At 35.6% G+C, this 19727-nt stretch carries 24 protein-coding genes; 17 read left to right on the top strand and 7 right to left on the bottom strand.

Going from position 1 to position 19727, the window contains the following annotated elements:
* Position 1: 1 nt before the first annotated feature.
* The 5 genes from motA to ACGH46_RS07720 form a co-directional block, all read right to left on the bottom strand.
* Positions 2-886, bottom strand: coding sequence for a flagellar motor stator protein MotA (gene motA / locus ACGH46_RS07700; protein ID WP_065558125.1), 885 nt, complete (start codon positions 884-886; stop codon positions 2-4).
* 59 nt (positions 887-945) lie between these two features.
* Positions 946-1548, bottom strand: a complete 603-nt coding sequence (gene flhC / locus ACGH46_RS07705) for a flagellar transcriptional regulator FlhC (protein ID WP_065558124.1) — start codon at positions 1546-1548, stop codon at positions 946-948.
* A 13-nt stretch (positions 1549-1561) separates the two neighbouring features.
* Complete coding sequence (gene flhD / locus ACGH46_RS07710) at positions 1562-1882, bottom strand: flagellar transcriptional regulator FlhD (RefSeq protein ID WP_411590504.1); 321 nt, start codon at positions 1880-1882, stop codon at positions 1562-1564.
* Between the two features lie 191 nt (positions 1883-2073).
* A complete protein-coding gene (locus tag ACGH46_RS07715) occupies positions 2074-2790 on the bottom strand; it encodes an RNA polymerase sigma factor FliA (RefSeq protein ID WP_267349942.1) in 717 nt (238 codons plus the stop codon).
* Between the two features lie 181 nt (positions 2791-2971).
* Positions 2972-3784: a flagellin gene (locus ACGH46_RS07720; RefSeq protein ID WP_267349944.1), complete on the bottom strand. Its 813-nt coding sequence runs from the start codon at positions 3782-3784 to the stop codon at positions 2972-2974.
* Positions 3785-4117: 333 nt separating this feature from the next.
* On the opposite strand from ACGH46_RS07720, the gene fliD reads away from it, so the two are divergent.
* Genes fliD through fliT form a run of 3 tightly spaced genes read left to right on the top strand, consistent with a single transcriptional unit; the run spans position 4118 to position 6305 of the window.
* Entirely contained in the window at positions 4118-5551 is a 1434-nt protein-coding gene (gene fliD / locus ACGH46_RS07725; protein WP_411590463.1) for a flagellar filament capping protein FliD, read from the top strand.
* A gap of 12 nt (positions 5552-5563) precedes the next feature.
* Positions 5564-5944, top strand: coding sequence for a flagellar export chaperone FliS (gene fliS / locus ACGH46_RS07730; RefSeq protein ID WP_065558120.1), 381 nt, complete (start codon positions 5564-5566; stop codon positions 5942-5944).
* A 13-nt stretch (positions 5945-5957) separates the two neighbouring features.
* Complete coding sequence (gene fliT / locus ACGH46_RS07735) at positions 5958-6305, top strand: flagellar protein FliT (RefSeq protein WP_267349948.1); 348 nt, start codon at positions 5958-5960, stop codon at positions 6303-6305.
* A gap of 92 nt (positions 6306-6397) precedes the next feature.
* Here fliT and fliE read toward each other — a convergent pair whose 3' ends face one another.
* Positions 6398-6709 (bottom strand): flagellar hook-basal body complex protein FliE, encoded by a 312-nt coding sequence (gene fliE / locus ACGH46_RS07740; protein WP_267378490.1) that lies wholly within the window; start codon positions 6707-6709, stop codon positions 6398-6400.
* Between the two features lie 178 nt (positions 6710-6887).
* Between fliE and fliF the strand changes: the two genes are divergently transcribed.
* From fliF to fliR, 13 genes are all read left to right on the top strand, one after another.
* Complete coding sequence (fliF, locus tag ACGH46_RS07745; protein ID WP_411605148.1) at positions 6888-8630, top strand: flagellar basal-body MS-ring/collar protein FliF; 1743 nt, start codon at positions 6888-6890, stop codon at positions 8628-8630.
* Entirely contained in the window at positions 8627-9625 is a 999-nt protein-coding gene (gene fliG / locus ACGH46_RS07750) for a flagellar motor switch protein FliG (RefSeq protein WP_220216119.1), read from the top strand. Before fliF ends, fliG begins: the two co-directional genes overlap by 4 nt.
* Positions 9609-10376 carry a flagellar assembly protein FliH gene (locus ACGH46_RS07755; protein WP_267378486.1) on the top strand — a complete coding sequence of 256 codons (768 nt, stop codon included), beginning with the start codon at positions 9609-9611 and terminating at the stop codon, positions 10374-10376. Before fliG ends, ACGH46_RS07755 begins: the two co-directional genes overlap by 17 nt.
* Position 10377: 1 nt before the next feature.
* A complete protein-coding gene (gene fliI / locus ACGH46_RS07760) occupies positions 10378-11754 on the top strand; it encodes a flagellar protein export ATPase FliI (RefSeq protein WP_411605151.1) in 1377 nt (458 codons plus the stop codon).
* 9 nt (positions 11755-11763) lie between these two features.
* Complete coding sequence (gene fliJ, locus ACGH46_RS07765) at positions 11764-12228, top strand: flagellar export protein FliJ (RefSeq protein WP_267349957.1); 465 nt, start codon at positions 11764-11766, stop codon at positions 12226-12228.
* Positions 12218-13366: a flagellar hook-length control protein FliK gene (locus ACGH46_RS07770; protein ID WP_411605154.1), complete on the top strand. Its 1149-nt coding sequence runs from the start codon at positions 12218-12220 to the stop codon at positions 13364-13366. The genes fliJ and ACGH46_RS07770 overlap by 11 nt, the downstream gene beginning before the upstream one ends.
* 179 nt (positions 13367-13545) lie before the next feature.
* A complete protein-coding gene (locus ACGH46_RS07775; protein ID WP_411605156.1) occupies positions 13546-14013 on the top strand; it encodes a flagellar basal body-associated FliL family protein in 468 nt (155 codons plus the stop codon).
* A gap of 5 nt (positions 14014-14018) precedes the next feature.
* Complete coding sequence (fliM, locus tag ACGH46_RS07780; RefSeq protein ID WP_267349963.1) at positions 14019-15056, top strand: flagellar motor switch protein FliM; 1038 nt, start codon at positions 14019-14021, stop codon at positions 15054-15056.
* Positions 15049-15429 carry a flagellar motor switch protein FliN gene (gene fliN, locus ACGH46_RS07785; RefSeq protein ID WP_267360979.1) on the top strand — a complete coding sequence of 127 codons (381 nt, stop codon included), beginning with the start codon at positions 15049-15051 and terminating at the stop codon, positions 15427-15429. Before fliM ends, fliN begins: the two co-directional genes overlap by 8 nt.
* Positions 15429-15872, top strand: a complete 444-nt coding sequence (gene fliO / locus ACGH46_RS07790; RefSeq protein ID WP_411605159.1) for a flagellar biosynthetic protein FliO — start codon at positions 15429-15431, stop codon at positions 15870-15872. The genes fliN and fliO overlap by 1 nt, the downstream gene beginning before the upstream one ends.
* 6 nt (positions 15873-15878) lie before the next feature.
* Positions 15879-16631, top strand: coding sequence for a flagellar type III secretion system pore protein FliP (gene fliP / locus ACGH46_RS07795; protein ID WP_411605161.1), 753 nt, complete (start codon positions 15879-15881; stop codon positions 16629-16631).
* A gap of 37 nt (positions 16632-16668) precedes the next feature.
* On the top strand, positions 16669-16938 hold the full coding sequence (gene fliQ / locus ACGH46_RS07800; RefSeq protein WP_065558107.1) for a flagellar biosynthesis protein FliQ: 270 nt from the start codon (positions 16669-16671) through the stop codon (positions 16936-16938).
* A gap of 5 nt (positions 16939-16943) precedes the next feature.
* Positions 16944-17738 (top strand): flagellar biosynthetic protein FliR, encoded by a 795-nt coding sequence (fliR, locus tag ACGH46_RS07805; RefSeq protein WP_411605164.1) that lies wholly within the window; start codon positions 16944-16946, stop codon positions 17736-17738.
* Positions 17739-17941: 203 nt separating this feature from the next.
* Here fliR and def read toward each other — a convergent pair whose 3' ends face one another.
* Complete coding sequence (gene def / locus ACGH46_RS07810) at positions 17942-18454, bottom strand: peptide deformylase (RefSeq protein WP_267349971.1); 513 nt, start codon at positions 18452-18454, stop codon at positions 17942-17944.
* A 149-nt stretch (positions 18455-18603) separates the two neighbouring features.
* Here def and dprA point away from each other — a divergent pair, with 149 nt between their 5' ends.
* Positions 18604-19707, top strand: coding sequence for a DNA-processing protein DprA (dprA, locus tag ACGH46_RS07815; protein WP_411605165.1), 1104 nt, complete (start codon positions 18604-18606; stop codon positions 19705-19707).
* Positions 19708-19727: the final 20 nt, after the last annotated feature.

Consider the following 19727-nt stretch of genomic DNA (forward strand, 5'->3'; position numbering starts at 1 on the left):
GTTAATTATTTTCGGTTGAGTTGGCATTTTTATCTTTCACGTCTTGAATATATTTTTCCAATTCAAAGAAAGATGGTCGTTCATCAGAAAATATCATTTTGCGACCAAATTCAATGCAAATTTGTGGCGCATAATCATGCATACTGGCGATCAATATCACTTTGGTACATTCAAGAGTTTTGACCGTGTCTGAATTTCGTTGCTTTAACAATGCAGCTAAAGGCGAAACAAAACCATAAGCCAATAAAATACCTAAAAACGTTCCTACCATCGCATGTGCTATCAGTTCACCCAGTTCACTTGCTGGTCTATCGGCTTGAGCTAGAGTGTTAATGACCCCCATAACGGCAGCAACAATACCGAAAGCTGGTAAGCCATCACCAATACTTGAAATCGCACTAACCGGTTTTTCGAGTTCATGTTCATAAGTTTCAATTTCTTCACTCATTAGGGCTTCGATTTCATAAACATCCATATTGCCACTAATCATTAGACGCAAGTAATCAGTGATAAAATCTAAAATTCGAGGATTGGCTAAAATAAGCGGATATTGCTTAAACAATTCACTTTCATGTGGATTATCAATATCTCCTTCTATCGATAGTGCGCCACTTTGACGGATTTTAGTTAAAATGGTGTACATTAAATTAATTAGCGTTAAATATAATGCTTTATTGTATTTGGATGATTTAAATAACTGCCCTAATGCTTTGAGCGTTTTTTTGATCACTTTTTTTTCATTACTGACAATAAAAGCGCCGATAGCCGTACCACCAATAATCAAAAATTCTAATGGCTGAAAAAGTACTGCTAAATAACCACCACTAAGTACATAACCTAATAAAGCAGAGGCAATAACAACAATATATCCTATAATGATTAGCATTGGCTTTCTTCTTTCTCCATAAAATAACAGTAAATAGGACTGATATTCCTAATATTTATTTAACTTGCTAACTGCTTTGCAACCTCTGAATTAAAACCATGAGCGACAGATAGCACTTGCAAACATTTAGCCTGATTTTCTTGATGTGTCTTATGATTTTTTTCTGCCCGTGATGGTGGTTGACATAAGCTACAAACAAAACTGTTGTGTGGTTGGTATGCATGCGTGATAAAACGCCCCTTACACTCTTTACAGCATGATTGTTGCATCACTTTACTTTCAACAAATTTAACTAATATCCAAGCTCGAGTTAATCCTAATACTGGTTCTTCGTTGTAAGCCGGACATTGTTCAAGATAAAGCTGATAAGCTTTTAAAATCGATTGTATTCCGGGTTTGGTGCCATGTTTCACTAAAAAATGATAAGCATTATAAAAAATACTTGAGTGGATATTCGGTTCCCATGTCATAAACCATGTTGTTGAAAACGGTAACAATCCTTTCGGTGGCGGGCAACCTTGAATTTCTTTATACAGTTTTATCAACTTACCACGACTAAGATTTGTTTCACTTTCAAGCATTTGAATTCTGGCGCCGAGTGAAATTAAACGAATAGCGAGTTGGACTTCTTTATATGATTGAACGATACTTGTACATCTCATCTTAATTACCTACCTACTTATTGATTGAATCTAACAGTAAACTAGATAAAAGAATCCCTGTATGCATCTGTTTAATATCGCTAATCCGAGAATCTTCAGTTAGTTTTTTAATCATTTCTGAATTTTCAAATCGTAATTGAAATGTTAATTGATTTGTTTCAGATAACACTAACATTTGTGATGTAGTTAAATTACTTATTGCGTCAGCAGTTTCTTCATCAATACCTAATCTAAACATCGCCATCGCTTTGTCTTTTTCAAGCATTCGTTGGCATAACAATAATGTTGAAAGATTTAAATGATGTATACATTTAAGAATATCGTCTTCTAGTATATTACCCAATTTAATCACCAATCCTATTTATTTTATTTCGCAGTAAAAAAACAAAAAACAATCAAAATTTATTATTAACTGTTTTTTTACACATAAAATTACATTTTTAAACGAGAAAGGTCAATAAAAAAATCATTTCAATTTATTTTCGTTTAATTACGCTTTGTTTTACGCAGTTTATTTTTATTTTTCTATGGTTTCACTTTACTTTGTATTCTTTTTATCGCTTGACTATGTAGTTGACTGACTCGTGACTCACTAATATCCATGACTTTTCCAATCTCTTTTAAATTCAGTTCCTCTTGGTAATACAGGGCTAAAATCATCTTTTCTTTTTCGGGTAACTTATCAATTTGTCGAGCGATTTGGTCACGAATTTCGTCATTGATAATAGTCGAAAAAGGATCACTATCTTCACCATGATCGACAATAGCATCGATGTTGTCCCCTAATTTTTTCTGCATTTCGTCATAAGAACAGATTTGACTACAATTTGAATCCAACAACGCTTTACGATATTCAGAAATCGATAATTGCAAATATTCTGCAATTTGGTGATCATTGGGCGTGGTACCGAGTTTCTGTTCCAGTTGATTAATGGCTTGAGTAATATCTTTAATCTTTTTCCGAGTTTGTCTTGGTAGCCAATCCCGACTACGGAGTTCATCTAACATTGCCCCTTTTATTCTCGGTATTGCAAAAGTGGCAAACGTATAGCCTTGAGATACATCATAACGCTTTATCGTATCTAACAGGCCGATGTAACCAACTTGCAGTAAATCATCGAGTTCAATTGTGGTAGGCAGACGAACGGCTAATTTTAATGCTTCATTACGAACTAAATGGATATACTGTTGCCAGTCGACTTGATTAATTATGCCTTGCGAGTTATATAAGCTATCATCCATTTTTAGGAGCCAAGGTTAAAAATATGCTTAATACTATTATGTCCTTAACAAATGGATTTAATTTGATGAATAAAGATATAAAAAAGAGGTAATTATGATTATTAGTAATAACGATATCAAAAATACCGTTATTACTATGTTGTACAATTCAATTGAGTAGAATATCAGATAGATTTAACTCTTACTGTAATAAAGAAAGTACAGATTGTGGCACCTGATTTGCTTGTGCTAAAACTGAAGTACCTGCTTGTTGTAAGATTTGACCACGAGTCATGTTTGAAACTTCAGTTGCATAATCCGCATCTTCAATTCGGCTACGTGCAGAACTTAAATTGTTTACTGTGTTGTTGATGTTAGTCACAGTTGATTCAAAACGGTTTTGCACCGCACCTAATTGACCTCGTAATGCATCAATGTTAGATAGCGCTGCATCAAGGGTTTTTAATGGATCGGCAGTTGGTTTATCAGAAACATTGAAACCCGCTAAACCAAGCTCAGTACTGTCGATTTTTTTCAAATTGATTTCAATGGTTTCACCATCGTTTGCACCTACTTGAATTTTAAGGGTTTTATCTTCTGATAATACTTTTGAACCATTGAAATCAGTTTGTTTAGAAACACGGTCGATCTCTTGTAAACGTTGATCGATTTCGTTTTGGATTGATACTAAATCGCTTTGAGAGTTAGTACCATTTGCAGCTTGAACAGTTAACTCACGAATACGTTGTACGTTGTTATTGATTTCGTTTAATGCACCTTCAGTAGTTTGTGCAAGTGAAATACCATCATTAGCATTACGAGCAGCTTGAGTTAAACCACGAATATTTGATGAAAAACGGTTAGCAATAGCTTGACCTGCCGCATCATCTTTTGCGCTGTTAATACGCATACCAGATGATAAACGTTCAATTGCTGTACCTAGAACGCTTTGTGAATTATTCAGGTTATTTTTTGCCATTAAAGACATAGTATTAGTATTAATTACTTGTGCCATTTTTTTATCTCCTTAATATGATTAGTCAAATCAACGGCATATTGAAGCAAGATGTCCAATATATTTGCTGATAATTAACTTATCGGTAGCAAAATAGGAAACTTTAATAATTTTTATTTTTTGTTGTGTTATCAAACTAAAAGTAAACCCCATAGTTAAAATATCTTTTGATAATTCAGTTTATTAAATCAATAAGAAAGATATTTTATTTTTTAATTTTTTTAAAACCAGCAATCAATCACAAATTTCTTCTAAACTTTTTATGCCAAAAGCCGATATAACAGCTAGATAAGTTATGGTTGATAAATAGTGATTAAATAAGGGCAAAAAATTATGGCAATGAGCATTTTAGGGATTGGTTCTGGTATCGATCTTAATGAAGTATTAAGTCAATTAGAATCCGTTGAAAAAACACGTTTAACCCCGATCACCGCTCAACAAAAAGCGATTAATGCCAAAATCAGTGGCTTCGGTAAGTTAAAAAATGCGTTGAGCTCGTTTAATTCTGCGACTGAAAAACTACAAAAAAAAGAACTTTTTTATAGTCGAGCATCAGCAGGTAATGACAATTATTTTACCACAACAGTCAATAATAAAGCGGCATTGGGTAATTATGCGGTGACTGTTGATCAGTTGGCGACTTCACACAGTATTGCAACATCAGCCATTAATGATAAGAATACTAATTTAGGTAATGACAATGAAACAAGAACCATTACCATTGAACAAGCTAATGGTCAAAAACTTGAAGTTAACCTGTCTAAGGACGAAACATCATTAGAATCCATTGCCAACGCCATTAATAATGCCAAAGTGGTTAATGAAGATGGGACAACTAGTCATTCAACCATGAGTGCAGCGATTGTTCGCAGTGGTTCAGATAGTTATCAATTAGTTATCACATCGAAAGAAACTGGTGAACAACAAGCCATTACGTCAATTTCGTCGGACGATGAAAAACTCAATAAGATTATTGGATTTAATCATCAGCAACCCGACACAAGTAATATGGTAGAAGTTGCTAAAGCGCAAGATGCTAAATTAACATTTAATGGTGTTGCTATAACAAGTGCTTCAAATACCATTAAAGAAGTGATTGAAGGTGTTGATATCACCTTAAAAGCAACCACCACGACCAGTCAAAATTTAGCTATTACTGCTGATAATGAAAAAGCAGAAACGGCAATAAAAGAATGGGTTGAGGCATTTAATCAATTACAATCAACCATTTCAAGCCTGACTCAATTTACCGCTAAAGAGACCAATTCTGACGAGTTAAGCAACAATAATGGCCCACTAATTGGTGATTCTACACTACGTAATATCGATCAAAGTATTCGTTCAATCTTTGCTAAGGGTCAATCAGGTGAGTTTTCTGTTCTTGCCCAAATTGGCGTTAACATGGATAACAAAGGTTCACTTACTATCAATGAAAATCAATTAAAAAAAGCGCTAAGTGAAAATAGTGATGCTGTTGCTACGTTATTTACCGGTGACGGTGAGACCACCGGTATTGCTAATGAAGTATTTAATAAAGTCAGTGGATTTATAGATAGTGAAGGCATGATTGATTCAGCCACCACAGGATTAAATTCAACATTGAAATCGTTAGATAAACGATATGAACAAGTGAACAATTCAATTGAGCAAACCGTCGAACGCTATCGAGTCCAATTTACTAAATTAGATGTTTTAATTAGTTCATTAGACAGTATGAGTAATTATTTAACAACCCAATTCGAAATGATGGCAAACATGAAAAAATAAGGATTAACAACAATGTATAAATTAGGATCTCAAGCTTATGAGCAAGTTAATTTAGAAACATGTGTGAGCCAAGCCTCACCACATCAATTGATCGTATTGCTCTATGATGGCGCACTAAATGCGATCAAACTTGCCAAATTATACATTCAAAAAGGAAACATAGCAGGTAAAGGAATGGCGATATCAAAAGCAATCAATATCGTTGATAACGGACTAAAAAGCTGTTTAGATTTAGAAAAAGGAGGCGAAATTGCCGAAAATTTAGAGCGCTTGTATCACTATATCAGCCAACAATTAGTACTGGCTAATTTATATAACGATCAAGATAAGCTACAAAACTGTTTTGACCTACTCAACAATATTGCTGAATCTTGGCGTGAAATTGCAAAATAAAAAAGAGATGGTTATGAAAGGAACAACATTATTAAAACACTATGAACAACTTGATTATGTGACAGAACAAATGTTAATCAGCGCACATAAGGAAGATTGGAATACGTTACTGAGTTGGCAAAATCAATACTCACAATTATCTGAAAATATTATAGAACTTGACGGTACCTTAACTACCGAACACGTTCCCACGCAATGTAAAGATAGAGTACGAATGTATATTCAAAATATCTTAAGTTATCAACAGCAAATCAGCCAATTAGTTACCACACGGCATGCTGAATTAGGGGAATTAATCGGAGAAAAAGTCCGTCAACAGAGTAAAATTGAAAATTACCAACACGTCGCTAACTTAATTTAACAGATAAATTTATTAAATATTTGCTAAGTGCAAGATTGAAAATAATGACTAGACATTAACGATCTTGCACTTATATCAATGTTTAATGCATCTTAAACATTCATATTCATGATTTCTTGATAAGCCGCAACAAGTTTGTTACGAACTTGAATACCAAATTGAAGTGAAACCGTCGATTTTTGCATATTCACCATAACTTCATTTAAGGCAATATTGGGTTCACCCAGTTCAAACGCTTTTGCTTGATTTTGAGCCTGTATTTGCGTTTGGCTAATAGAATCCAACGCCATTTTTAGTTCAGTGGCAAAACCGGATTGATTGGAAATTGATTGTTTCTTTTCAAGCAGATTGGGGGATTTTATCGATGAGAGAACGCTATTATCAAAATTATTTAAAGTATTCATGTGGTTAAAATTTTAATCTTATTTAAATTGCTCAACTAATCCTCAATTTACCATACAACAAAAAATTTAAATGCCACAAGTAAGGGGAAAATCCTTTTCTTTTTTAGCTATTGATTTTTCTAAATACACAGATAATAAACTCTAGAATTCATCTAATTAGTTTAGAATTAGGATATTTATGACTAGCCAAACTGTCGGTAAAAAAGGCGAATCAATATTAAATAAGTTACCTTTTATCAATCAATTAAAACAAAATCCAAAAATGCTGCTACTTATTGCCGGCGTGGTGATATTAGCCATCTTAAGTATGACTTACTTATGGATGAAAAATGACGATTATGGGGTTTTGTTTAGTAATGTAAGCGACAAAGATGGCGGTGAAATCATTAGTCAATTGGATAAGATGAATATTCCTTATAAATTCACATCATCTGGTTCAACCATCTTAATTCCTGAAGAAAAAGTTTACGATACGCGTTTACGCATTGCTCAACTTGGATTACCAAAAGGGGGCGCCGTTGGCTTTGAATTGCTTGATAAAGAAAGTTTTGGGATGAGCCAATTTAACGAGCAGATCTATTATCAACGTGCTTTAGAAGGTGAACTATCCCGAACAATTTCAATCATTAGTAGTATTGATGATGCCAGAGTGCATTTAGCTATGCCTAAACCCTCATTATTTGTCAGAGAACGAAAATTTCCTTCAGCTTCTGTCGCATTAACCTTATTACCTGGTCGTAGTCTATCACAACGTCAAATTGATGCCATTATTCACCTTATTTCAAGTAGTGTACCTGAATTACAAGCCGATAAAGTTACCATTATCGATCAGCATGGTAATTTACTTACGGGTGAAAATTATCGTGATAAAACATTTAATGTTGCTCATTTAGAATTTAGTGAACGCATTGAAAATAGCGTTCGTGAGCGTGTGGAAAAAATTATTATTCCGATTTTAGGTAAAAAAAATGTCATGGTACAAGTCAATGCTGATATTGACTTTAGTCGACAAGAAACGACATCGGAAACCTTTGATCCAAATAGTGATATCGCTAACCAAACTATTCGCAGTAAACAGCGAATCGAAAATCGGCAAGTGGGTAATAATGCGGGCATAGGCGGCGTGCCCGGTGCACTATCTAATCAACCTACGCCAACCGCAAGTGCATCAATTGATGAACAACCTGAATCAAAAGAACAAGATGATAAACAAAAAATCTATAATTTACAGTCAAATAACACTTTAAATTACGAAGTTAACCGGCAAGTAGTTCACAGTAAGATACCCGAAGGCAGAATCAAACGTTTATCGGTTGCCGTGTTAGTCAATTATAAATATGTCGATCCAGATGCTAATCATTCAGATTCCGATGTGAATAATGTGTCTGCAACATCTGAAACAGACGAAAAACCAAATGAAGCCAACAACAATACGCCACAATGGGTCAAACTGGATAATGAAGAGCTAAAAAATATTGAAGCGTTAGCTCGTCAAGCAATGGGATATTCCGATTTACGCGGCGATACCTTAACTGTAGCTAATTTAAAATTTAGTGATCAACTTGATGATGAAAATGACGGATTGGCATTTTGGGAAACTCACCAATTTTATGAAAACACTAAAACAGGCATTAAATATCTGATCTATATTTTCATTGCGTGGATAATTTGGCGCAAAGTATTACGTAATGTTTGGATGAAGTTACAACGACAATACTTTAGTACACCAGATAATACATTAGATACCCAAACAAGTATTGATGAAAAATTAGATTACAAAGCGCACAGTAAACAACAGCAGAAGATATTTGAAGATAATATGCAACAACAGCAGTACATCCGTAAAATTGTTGAGAAGGATCCACGTGTTATGGCGTTAATTATTCGCAGCTGGATCAGTAAAGAGGACAGCAACGAATGAATTTAAATGAATCACAAAAAGCCGCAACAGTTTTAATGGTGTTAGGTGAAGAAATCGCTGCACAAGTGATGCAATATCTCAATCCTAAAGAGGTGCAACAAATCAGTAGTGCGATGATGTCTTTGCCACAGCTTTCACAAGAACAGTTAAAAGGTATTCTTAATGAATGCCAAAAAACACTAGAAGAGTGTGCGGTACTTAATACAGATACCAATGGCTACTTACGTTCAGTATTAGAAAAATCTATTGGTAGTGAAAAAGCTGGTCGTTTACTCGATGAGCTGTTAGGAAAAGATATTGAAGAAGCCACCGACGGTCTTGAAATGCTTAATTTTGTTGATGCTGCTCGAGCTGTTGATTTGGTTAAAAAAGAACATCCACAAATTATTGCCACTATTTTAGTCCATTTACACCGAGATTTAGCGGCGGAAATTCTTAATCTATTTGATGACGATTTACGTAATGATGTAATGTTACGTATTGCCACCTTTGGTGGTGTTGAACCTTCAGCACTCCGATTATTATCTACGTCATTATCAACATTATTACACGGACAAAATATTAAACTTAATAACTTAGGCGGAATCAGAACCGCAGCCGAAATCATTAACTTAATGAAGAGCCAACAAGAAGAGTTGGTTATCAACGCATTACGCGATTACGACAATGAACTTGCACAGAAAATTATTGATGAAATGTTCTTGTTTGAAAATCTGGTTGAAGTGGATGATAGAAGCATCCAACGTCTACTTAAAGATGTCGATAACGAGACGCTCATTATTGCCTTAAAAGGTGCATCAATTGCATTACGTGATAAGTTACTTAGCAACATGTCACAACGCGCAGCCTCTATTTTACGTGAAGATCTTGAAAACAGACCGCCGGTGCGCTTATCACAAGTGGAAACGGAGCAGAAGAAAATCTTGGTTATTGCGCGTCGTTTAGCTGAAACCGGTGAAGTTATCTTAAGTAGCGGTGATGACGAATATGTGTAATAGTTCAGATAAATTAAGCTGGGAACCGCTCTGTTTTCAGGATTTATCGTCATCAGACTTTTCACCATTAACGCAACAATCTATGGCTACTCAGGTTGACGAAGTAGAAAGTGAGCCTGAGCCAGAACACATAGATGTTGTACCGGCTCCCTCTATCAGTGAAGAAGAGTTAGAACTGTTAAAGCAAGAAGCAAAATCACAAGCCTATCAAGAAGGATTCGAACAAGGTCATAAAGAGGGCTTTGAGAATGGCAAACAATCTGGGTATGACCAAGGATATTTAGTTGGTCAACAGCAAGGTCGTGAACAGATTGAACAACAACTTGATGATGAAAAAAAGCAAGCTGTTCAAGCTATCACACACTTAATCAACAATTTTGAGCAATCCATTAAAGAGATTGACGAATTAATTGTGCCTCAATTATTTGATTTGGCATTAGTTGCAGCACAAAAAACGGTTGGTAGCCTATCTAAAGTTAAACAAAAGCAATTAATGCACACGATTAATCAATTAGTTGAACAATGTTCTATGTTATCTGATCCAATCGTATTACACCTTAACCCTGCTGATTTACGCTGGTTAGAACCGATGTTAAATGATGATATTAATCCACACCAATGGCAATTTATTGCTGATGCAAATGTTGAAGAAGGCGGATGTAAATTATTGACAGATACCAACGAAGTGAATAGCAATATTAATCAACATTGGCAAATGATGTCTGATCACTTACAAGGCGAGAACCATTAACGTGCGATACTCAAGTCAATGGTCAACCAAACTCCTTCAAGCAACAAACCAGCTTAAAGATTTATCATTGATTCGTCATTATGGTCGATTAGTAAAAGCGTCTGGGCTAGTCCTTGAAGCAGTCGGATTAAAATTACCATTAGGCTCCAACTGTTATATTGAAAGACAGTGCCAAGGTCATATCGATGCCGTTGAATGCGAAGTGGTAGGGTTTAATGCACATACACTTTACCTAATGCCATTCGAATCCACTGACGGTATTTTACTGGGCGCAAGAGTGTACACCGCACAATACGATTTAGCCCATTTTAGTCACAAATTATTACCGGTTGGTATGACGTTATTGGGGCGAGTTGTTGACGCAATGGGAAAACCGTTAGACGGAAAACCCTTACCGGAAAATGTCGAGTATCAAGGCTTATCGAGTAAAACACTCAATCCATTACAACGTATGCCCATTCATCAAGTGCTCGATGTAGGGGTTAGAGCAATCAATGCTCTACTCACCGTTGGGCAAGGACAGCGAATGGGGTTATTTGCCGGTTCGGGCGTCGGTAAAAGTGTGTTACTCGGTATGATGGCACGCTACACCCAAGCAGATGTTATTGTCGTTGGTTTAATCGGCGAACGGGGACGAGAAGTTAAAGACTTTATCGAAAATATTTTAGGCGAAGAAGGACTGTCACGCGCTGTCGTGGTAGCAGCGCCTGCGGATGTATCACCATTATTACGTTTACAAGGGGCGACTTACGCCACCAAAATTGCGGAATCTTTTCGTGAACAAGGATTAAATGTCCTTTTAATTATGGATTCGCTCACTCGCTATGCAATGGCACAGCGTGAAATTGCCTTAGCTATCGGTGAGCCACCAGCGACGAAAGGTTATCCCCCTTCAGTATTTGCTAAATTACCCGCTCTGGTTGAAAGAGCCGGTAATGATAATCATGGTAAAGGCGCGATTACCGCATTTTATACCGTTTTAACCGAAGGAGATGATCAACAAGATCCGATTGCTGATTCAGCCCGGGCTATTTTAGACGGGCACATCGTACTTTCACGCTCACTTGCTGAATCGGGTCATTATCCAGCTATTGATATAGAAGCCTCCATTAGCCGTGTTATGACGGATCTCACCGCGCCTGAAGATGAGAAAAAATCACGTCTGTTCAAACAACTGTTTTCGAGCTTTCAACGTAATCGTGATTTAATCAATGTTGGTGCTTATGTCGCCGGTACTGATCATTTATTAGATAAAGCAATTACGCTATTTCCGGCTATACAAACCTTTTTACAGCAAGGGATTAATGAATATTGTAGTTATCAAGAAGCCTATCAACAGCTAGTTGCAATTGTTGATCCTAACACCATGGGATCGTAAGGAAGTATCATGAACAATAAAAATTCGACACAACATGCTTTTTTAACCTTAAAACAGTTAGCACAAAAATCGATTGATGATAGTTTAATTCGATTAAAAAAAGCAAACGAAAGTCATCAACAAGCACAATCACAACTTAAGGTACTTAATGATTATTACGCTGAATATCAACAGCAATTAAATAGCGCTTTATCGAATGGTATTAAAGGATGCGAATTAACTAATTTTACCGCATTTATAGCCAATATTGAGCAAGGTATCGAACAACAAAAAAAATTGCTACTCACATTAGCGATTAAACAACAACAGATAACCAACGAACTTAATCAATCCAATAAAAGTTTGAATACCTATACCACGTTATTAGAAAAACAGCACAAAAAGCAATTACAACTTCAAAATCGAATACAGCAAAAAATGACGGATGAATTTGCCCAGCAACAGTTATCAAGGAGAGTATTACATGAATATTAATTTAAATAGTGATATGCAATTAATATCAACGAATCTATCTAAACAACTTGATGAGGAAGCTAATGTGAATGATGCGAATCTTTTTCAGCAGTTATTGGCTGACAATGAAAAGCCGTTATCGCATCCAGAACAGCCAAATAACCTAAATCAAATTGACTATGAGGGATGTGAATTTGATGATCAAAACAATAGTCTTGATGGATTAATCTTCCCTGTTTTCCCTTATGATACCAGTATGATTCAATCGGAAATGCGTGACAAATTACCGGCAAGTCATCTTTCATATCATCTTAATAGTGCAATCAATAGATTAAATTCTTTCGCATCAGACATCACTGATGACGAGCAACGATTACCCGTTAATAGCCTTGATGAGCGTGAAGCAATAATCGATGAACGTTCATTGCAAAACAATATGGCAATAAAGGGAAGTAACCCACATCATTTTAGTGCGAACTTAAATAACACTGAAATAGCCACTTTGAAAAAGAGTTCAAATCGTCAATTATCAGCCGTCGCAAATAATTGTTTTCCGTTGAATAATGCTAGAGCAGAATTACAAAACCAACAACGTCATGTTTCGATACAGCAGTTCACAAGCGATATGACTATCCATCAAGAGACAGCAATAACCACATCGTCGCATGGACAAGATCCAACAGGAGTAATGTTGACGCCTGCAAAAATCACTACGTCGATAAACTTGCCTGTCGCAGTCACAAATCAACAATGGCCGTCATCACTGACTGAGCAGATCATCATGTTTAACCGGCAAGGGATTCAAACGGCGAATATTAAACTTAATCCTCAAGAGCTAGGTTCATTACATATAAAATTGGATATGTTGGAAGATAAAATGAACTTGCATATGATGGCTGCTCATGCCGTAGTCAAAAGCGTTTTAGAATCTGCCTTACCCTATTTGAAAAGTTCGCTTGAAGAGCAAGGTATCACACTAGAGCAAGCCGATATTAGTGACTTTTCAATGATGAACGATGCTGATCAGTCGGCGCAATATCAACAATCAAAGAATCGTCAAACACCAATAATCGCACATTCAAATGTCATTGAGGAAATTCATCAACCTAGTCAGGTTAGTCACCATTTGGCAAAATCGGGGTTGAGTATATTTGCGTAAAGCTGAGTAAGGCATTGCATTTATTTTTTTAAATGATGAGCAAATAAAAAGGCTGAATAGGTGATATTTTTATCGCCTATTCTTCAAATCAATTCTGTCAGCTTGATCTATTATTCTTGTATTTTTAACCATTCAATTGGTTATTATTTTTCCAAATTTTAACTGAGATAAGAATAAACATGCCAACTTCCAAGAAAAAAGTGAGTATTTTAAACCTAATACTTATTATCATTACAATGTTAGCATTAGCAACAACTGCCTATTTATGGTTCCAAAATCAGTCTAAAAATACAATTAAAGCTAAAGAAGAGCCACCTGTTTTATCACCGGTATTTTTAACACTAAAACCATTTACAATTTCATTACCAACTTCAGAAGATAGTGCTGAAATTAATAAAATTCTTTATGTTGGTATGGTATTACGCGTGGCAGATGAAGAACAAAAATCAGTACTTTTAGAGTATTTACCAGAAGTCAGAAGCGATGTATTGCTGTTAACCTCTAAACAATATGTGAATAACTTAAAGCAAGAGACAGGCAAGATCGATTTACAAGAACAAATAAAAGTCGCTCTATCCAGACAATACGATCCTAAACATTCAGTGAAGGTTGATGAAGTATTGTTTACCGATTTTATCATACGGTGATTATCATGCCGGATAAGCAAGCGCCTACGCCCAATATGAATAAGTCTTCTGATAGCTTACCACCGTCTGAAGACAAACCAATGACAACAAATAAGAAAGATCCTGACAATCATATATCATCAAAAAAAATTGAAGTTAAACCTTATGATTTATCTGTCAAACATAGTTTTATTCCTGAACGTTTAACTGCGTTAGAAATTGTGAATGAGCGCTTTGCTCGTCAATTTAGAATAGGTTTATTTAACTTATTAAGACGAAATACGGATGTCATTGCCTCACCGATTGAACCTCAAACTTTTAAAGAGTTTTCACAGATTTCAGCGGCTAACCATTTAAATCTTGTGCACCTCAATCCATTGCGAGGTTCAAGCTTATTTGCGTTTTCGCCTGAGATTGTTTATACCGTGGTTGATACTTTATTTGGTGGTGATGGCCATGCTTCGCAACTCGATACAGAAGAACGGGAATTTACCCATACCGAACAGCAAATTATTAAACGCGTACTCGAACTAGCGTTAACGTTTTATCAAAATGCCTGGACAGATATATATTCAATTGAAACTGAATACATTCGTTCAGAAATACAGAGCAAATTCACCAATATCACAAGTTCACCGGATGATGTCGTTTTAACATCAAACTTTAAAGTTGAAATTGGTAATTCTAAAACAACATTCAGTATCTGTATTCCTTATTCAATGGTTGAACCCATTAAAGAGTTACTGATAAAACCACCCATTGAGCAACAAACGCATCAAGATGATAACATTTGGATGAGTTCTTTAACCAGTGGCATCAAACAATCTACCGTCGAGTTAGTTGCTAACTTTACGACAATTCAAACAACAGTAGACAAACTACTTGCGCTCAAAGTAGATAATATTTTAGTAATCGAAAAACCAACTCTTCTTGATGTTACTGTCGGGGGTGTACCTATATTAAAAGGTCACTATGGAAAAACCCATAAACAATATGCTATTCAAGTAGAACAAGTAATTAATCCTGTATTAGAACAATTGAATGAAGGGGAATTCAATGACTGATAACAAACAAAATAATGACGAAAACCAAGCGAATGATACGCTCAATGATGAACTCATCGCCAAAGAAGCCATTTTTGAAACACTTTCACCTAATCATACAGAAGATAAAAAACAAGATATCAATCTTATTTTAGATATTCCTGTTCATTTAAGTGTCGAACTTGGTCGAACTAAAATGACAATCAAAGATTTACTCAATCTTACTCAAGGATCAGTGATTGCGCTCGACGGACTTGCTGGCGAACCTTTAGATATTTTGATCAATGGTTATTTAATTGCTCAAGGCGAAATTGTCGTTGTTGGTGATAATTACGGTGTCCGTATTACCGATATTATTACTCCTTCCGAGCGTGTGCGCAGACTGAGCCGTTAATGGCGATAAACCTAAAAAATATGACGAAGATCTCAACCTCAAGTACCCAAACTATCACGAGCAATACTGTATCGTCATCATCTGAATTAAATCTTTACAGTCAAATGGGCACATCAATTGGCACGGCGCTAATTGGTGTCATTTTTATGATTCTATTGTTAGGTTGGATAGTTAAACGTCTGGGTCATAATAAGAAACGTAATGCATTTATTGATGTTAAAGCAACGCATTGCATTAGTCCAAAAGAACGAATCATGTTAGTTGAGGTGGATAAGCAATTATTGGTTGTCGGTATCACTTCGCATCATATGACGTTGCTACATACCATTGATGAACAACGTGCCGAAAAATTATTATCACAATCAACACCCGTTGCTAAATCAGCTGATAACAATGTGTTCAAGCAAATCTTGCAATCAGCGTTAAAAACGAAAAAGGAGTGATGCCTTGTGCGGTTAAAAATTTTTATATTGCTAACGAAATTATTAAGCTTATTGTTTTTTAGCCGATTTTGTTTTGCTGATCCTTCATCACTCCCATTTATGACTGAAACAATACAAAATGGTGAACATAGTTGGTCATTACCTGTTGAAACATTGGTATTTTTAACGTTACTCACGTTTATACCTGCTATTTTACTTTTGATGACCAGTTTTACCCGAATCATCATTGTATTGGGATTATTACGCAATGCGCTTGGCACGCAATCAGCCCCACCCAACCAAGTTATTTTGGGCATTGCACTATTTATGACATTTTTTATTATGTCACCGGTGATCGATAAAATTTATCAAGATGCTTATATTCCTTATTCACAAAATCAAATCACGATGCAAGAAGGCTTAACAACAGCTGCAAAACCATTACGCGAATTTATGCTAAGCCAAACACGGGAAAATGATCTTGCCTTATTTATGAATATGTCTCATGTCAACGAAGTTGAAACACGAGAACAAGTGCCATTGAATGTACTAGTACCTGCCTTTGTCGTCAGTGAATTAAAAACAGCCTTCCAAATTGGTTTTACGATTTTTATTCCCTTTTTGGTCATTGATTTAGTTGTTGCAAGTACGTTAATGGCATTAGGCATGATGATGGTACCACCTGCAACCGTATCTCTACCATTCAAATTAATGTTGTTTGTTTTAGCGGATGGTTGGCATTTGTTACTAGGTTCACTGGCACAGAGCTTTTTTAGTTGAAAAACATAAACTCAAGATTCTTAAATTAAGGAAAATTATGTCACCTGATTCGATTAGTACGCTTGCCATTCAAGCTGTCAAAGTCGCAGCCTCACTTGCTGGCCCTTTACTTTTAGCTGCATTGGTGACCGGCTTGATTATTAGTTTATTACAAGCTGCAACACAAATTAACGAAATGACCTTATCTTTCATTCCTAAAATTTTAGCGGTGATTGTCGTCTTAATTGTTTTAGGGCCATCAATGCTATCGACAATGACTGACTATATTAAAATTGTTATTACCAACATTCCAAATCTAACCAGCTAAATTTAATGGAATTTGATATTAATTATCTATTTGATATTGATTTTTTTTCTTGGGTTAAAAACTCGTTTTTACCGTTTGTACGTATTTTAGCACTAGTAATGGTTGCTCCCATTACTGGCGAAAAAGAAGTACCTAACCGCGTCAAAATTGGTTTGGCTTTACTCATTGCACTTTTGTTACCATTACCCCCGACCGATGAGCCTGTAACACTCTATTCATTAATGGCTATTTGGATGATTGCGCAGCAAGTTATCATCGGTGTATTAATGGGTCTTGCTATGCAACTTGCCTTTATGACCATGAGAGTAGCTGGTGAATTAATTGGTATGCAAATGGGGCTAGGTATGGCTACGTTTTTTGATCCTATTGGTGGGCCATCTACATCGGTATTATCACGTTTCATCAATATCATCGCTTTGTTAATTTTTCTTAGTTTAGATTGTCATTTATGGTTATTGTATGGACTAGCCAATAGTTTTGACATCATTCCAATAACAACTTTGCCGTTAAAAGCAAATGGCGTTCTTACTTTGATTGATATCAGCCGATTACTATTTATTAATGGGATAATGTTAGCATTACCCTTAATGGCTTTGTTGTTAATTATCAATATGGCGTTAGGGCTGTTAAATAGAATGACTCCTCAACTATCTATTTTTGTTATTGGTTATCCCCTAACCTTATTATTAGGGTTAATCATGCTCACATATTTAATGTCGATGTTACCCGCTTTTGCCGAGTTTGTGTTTGAACAGATATTTGAATATATATCAACAATGCTAATAGCATTAGCCGGTTAAATAATTTAAGCAAAGTATCCTAAAAGGGGCGATAAAACAGTTATTGCATATTGTAATTTATACAGATGAAAGATCGTTCTAAGTAATAAAACTCTCGGAGAGAAACCTTTTGACGGTTGGTTAAAATAAAAAATATTTATGCGGTAGTTTAACAAATTGAATCGGTATCTTCAGTTAAATTACCACATAAATTATCATTATTTTTATCTACTTTTAAGCTCTTCTCGAGCCATTTTTTTCATTTTTTGTTCGATTCGTTGACGTTTTAAAGGAGAAAGATAGTCAACAAATAGCTTACCTTTTAAATGATCCATTTCATGTTGAATGCATATCGCAAGAAGTTCATCGGCATCAATTTGGTAAGGGTTTCCATTACGATCGAGCGCTTTAATCTTAATTTTTTCAGCTCTTGGTACAAATCCTCGACAATCTGGAATGGATAAACAACCCTCTTCTATGCCTGTCTCCCCCTCCTGGCTAATCACTTCTGGGTTAATGATTACATAAACATTGCTACGATCTTCTGTTACATCAATGACAATAATTTGTTCATGCACATTAACTTGAGTGGCGGCAAGTCCAATACCATTATGCTCATACATGGTCTCAATCATATTATCTATAATGGTTTGTAGTTCGGGTGTAAATGCTGTCACTGGTTTTGCAACTTTGCGTAATCGCTCATCAGGAAAACGTAATACCGGTAAAATAGCCATAATTTCTTCGATCTACTCCTCAATTGTCAGGTTTTTCAGATTTAAATACATTGTAAACATTTATGATGCTGGTGAATAGCATTTGTTAGCTATTGATAAAATATATCTCACCAATTCACGAAACCACACTTTTATAAAATGATAAAACAATGATGAGTAAATATGAGTTCTTATTACGAATTTCAATGCTGGGACAAGAAAAACGTGCCATTTTTAAAAAAATGAGTCAGTTTTTTAAAAATGGAATGCCAAATACAATCAATAATGTTGCATTTTTTCTCGAAAAGCTTGGATTGAATGAAACGCAACAAGAACGCTTTTTGGCTATTTCATACCTTCATTTTGAACCTGTGCTTAATTGGCTCAATAGTGATGGTATGCCTAAAACGCTTATTACCTATTGTGATCCTGATTATCCACCACTACTCAAACAAATTAGCGCATCGCCTTTATTACTTTTTGTTATGGGGAATAAACAGTTACTACAAACACCTCAAATTGCCATGGTCGGTAGCCGTCAATTTAGTGAATATGGTGCACAATGGGGACGCTATTTTGCGGGGGAATTGGCAATAAATGGTTTAACAGTAACTAGCGGTTTAGCGTTGGGACTAGATGCAATTTGTCATCGAGGCGCACTTGAAGTATCAGGACACACTATAGCTGTTTTAGGTAGCGGTCTAGCTAAAATTGCGCCACGATCAAACTTAAAACTTGCCCATGACATATTGGCGCAAAATGGCGCTTTAGTTTCTGAATTTTTGCCCTTTGAAGCAGCAAGATCAGAATATTTTCCAAGACGAAACCGGATAATAAGCGGATTAAGTCTGGGTACTTTTGTGGTTGAAGCTTCGGAAAAAAGTGGCTCATTGATTACTGCGCGTTATGCCTTAGAACAAAATCGAGATGTATTTGCTTTACCCGGTGAAATTAATAACGAAAACAGTCGTGGTACGCATGCTTTAATTCAGCAAGGAGCCTATTTAGTCACAAAACCAACTGATATCTTAGAGCATTATTCTCATTATCTATCAACTACCAAGCCATTAACGTCGCAACCTGTAAAATCCGTTGAAACTATGTTATATCCTGAAATTTTTGCTTTAATTCGTCATCAACCTATTCCGGTTGATATTATTGCTCAACAGTTAAATTTATCGATTCCTGATTTGGCAACTAAATTGTTAGATATGGAGCTTGCTGGTTTAATTAAGACGGTAACAGGTGGGTATATTCGTAACGTTACGGTTTAATTTAGTTATATTTTACAGCC

It is taken from the genome of Gilliamella sp. CG22 (genome assembly GCF_046635725.1).
In the GTDB taxonomy this organism is placed as follows: domain Bacteria; phylum Pseudomonadota; class Gammaproteobacteria; order Enterobacterales; family Orbaceae; genus Gilliamella; species Gilliamella apicola_I.

Coding starts and splice junctions, on each gene's coding strand:
- motA (WP_065558125.1), bottom strand. CDS start 886: ATGCTAATCATTATAGGATATATTGTTGTTATTGCCTCTGCTTTATTA.
- flhC (WP_065558124.1), bottom strand. CDS start 1,548: ATGAGATGTACAAGTATCGTTCAATCATATAAAGAAGTCCAACTCGCT.
- ACGH46_RS07715 (WP_267349942.1), bottom strand. CDS start 2,790: ATGGATGATAGCTTATATAACTCGCAAGGCATAATTAATCAAGTCGAC.
- ACGH46_RS07720 (WP_267349944.1), bottom strand. CDS start 3,784: ATGGCACAAGTAATTAATACTAATACTATGTCTTTAATGGCAAAAAAT.
- fliD (WP_411590463.1), top strand. CDS start 4,118: ATGGCAATGAGCATTTTAGGGATTGGTTCTGGTATCGATCTTAATGAA.
- fliS (WP_065558120.1), top strand. CDS start 5,564: ATGTATAAATTAGGATCTCAAGCTTATGAGCAAGTTAATTTAGAAACA.
- fliT (WP_267349948.1), top strand. CDS start 5,958: ATGAAAGGAACAACATTATTAAAACACTATGAACAACTTGATTATGTG.
- fliE (WP_267378490.1), bottom strand. CDS start 6,709: ATGAATACTTTAAATAATTTTGATAATAGCGTTCTCTCATCGATAAAA.
- fliF (WP_411605148.1), top strand. CDS start 6,888: ATGACTAGCCAAACTGTCGGTAAAAAAGGCGAATCAATATTAAATAAG.
- fliG (WP_220216119.1), top strand. CDS start 8,627: ATGAATTTAAATGAATCACAAAAAGCCGCAACAGTTTTAATGGTGTTA.
- ACGH46_RS07755 (WP_267378486.1), top strand. CDS start 9,609: ATGACGAATATGTGTAATAGTTCAGATAAATTAAGCTGGGAACCGCTC.
- fliJ (WP_267349957.1), top strand. CDS start 11,764: ATGAACAATAAAAATTCGACACAACATGCTTTTTTAACCTTAAAACAG.
- ACGH46_RS07770 (WP_411605154.1), top strand. CDS start 12,218: ATGAATATTAATTTAAATAGTGATATGCAATTAATATCAACGAATCTA.
- ACGH46_RS07775 (WP_411605156.1), top strand. CDS start 13,546: ATGCCAACTTCCAAGAAAAAAGTGAGTATTTTAAACCTAATACTTATT.
- fliM (WP_267349963.1), top strand. CDS start 14,019: ATGCCGGATAAGCAAGCGCCTACGCCCAATATGAATAAGTCTTCTGAT.
- fliN (WP_267360979.1), top strand. CDS start 15,049: ATGACTGATAACAAACAAAATAATGACGAAAACCAAGCGAATGATACG.
- fliO (WP_411605159.1), top strand. CDS start 15,429: ATGGCGATAAACCTAAAAAATATGACGAAGATCTCAACCTCAAGTACC.
- fliQ (WP_065558107.1), top strand. CDS start 16,669: ATGTCACCTGATTCGATTAGTACGCTTGCCATTCAAGCTGTCAAAGTC.
- fliR (WP_411605164.1), top strand. CDS start 16,944: ATGGAATTTGATATTAATTATCTATTTGATATTGATTTTTTTTCTTGG.
- def (WP_267349971.1), bottom strand. CDS start 18,454: ATGGCTATTTTACCGGTATTACGTTTTCCTGATGAGCGATTACGCAAA.
- dprA (WP_411605165.1), top strand. CDS start 18,604: ATGATGAGTAAATATGAGTTCTTATTACGAATTTCAATGCTGGGACAA.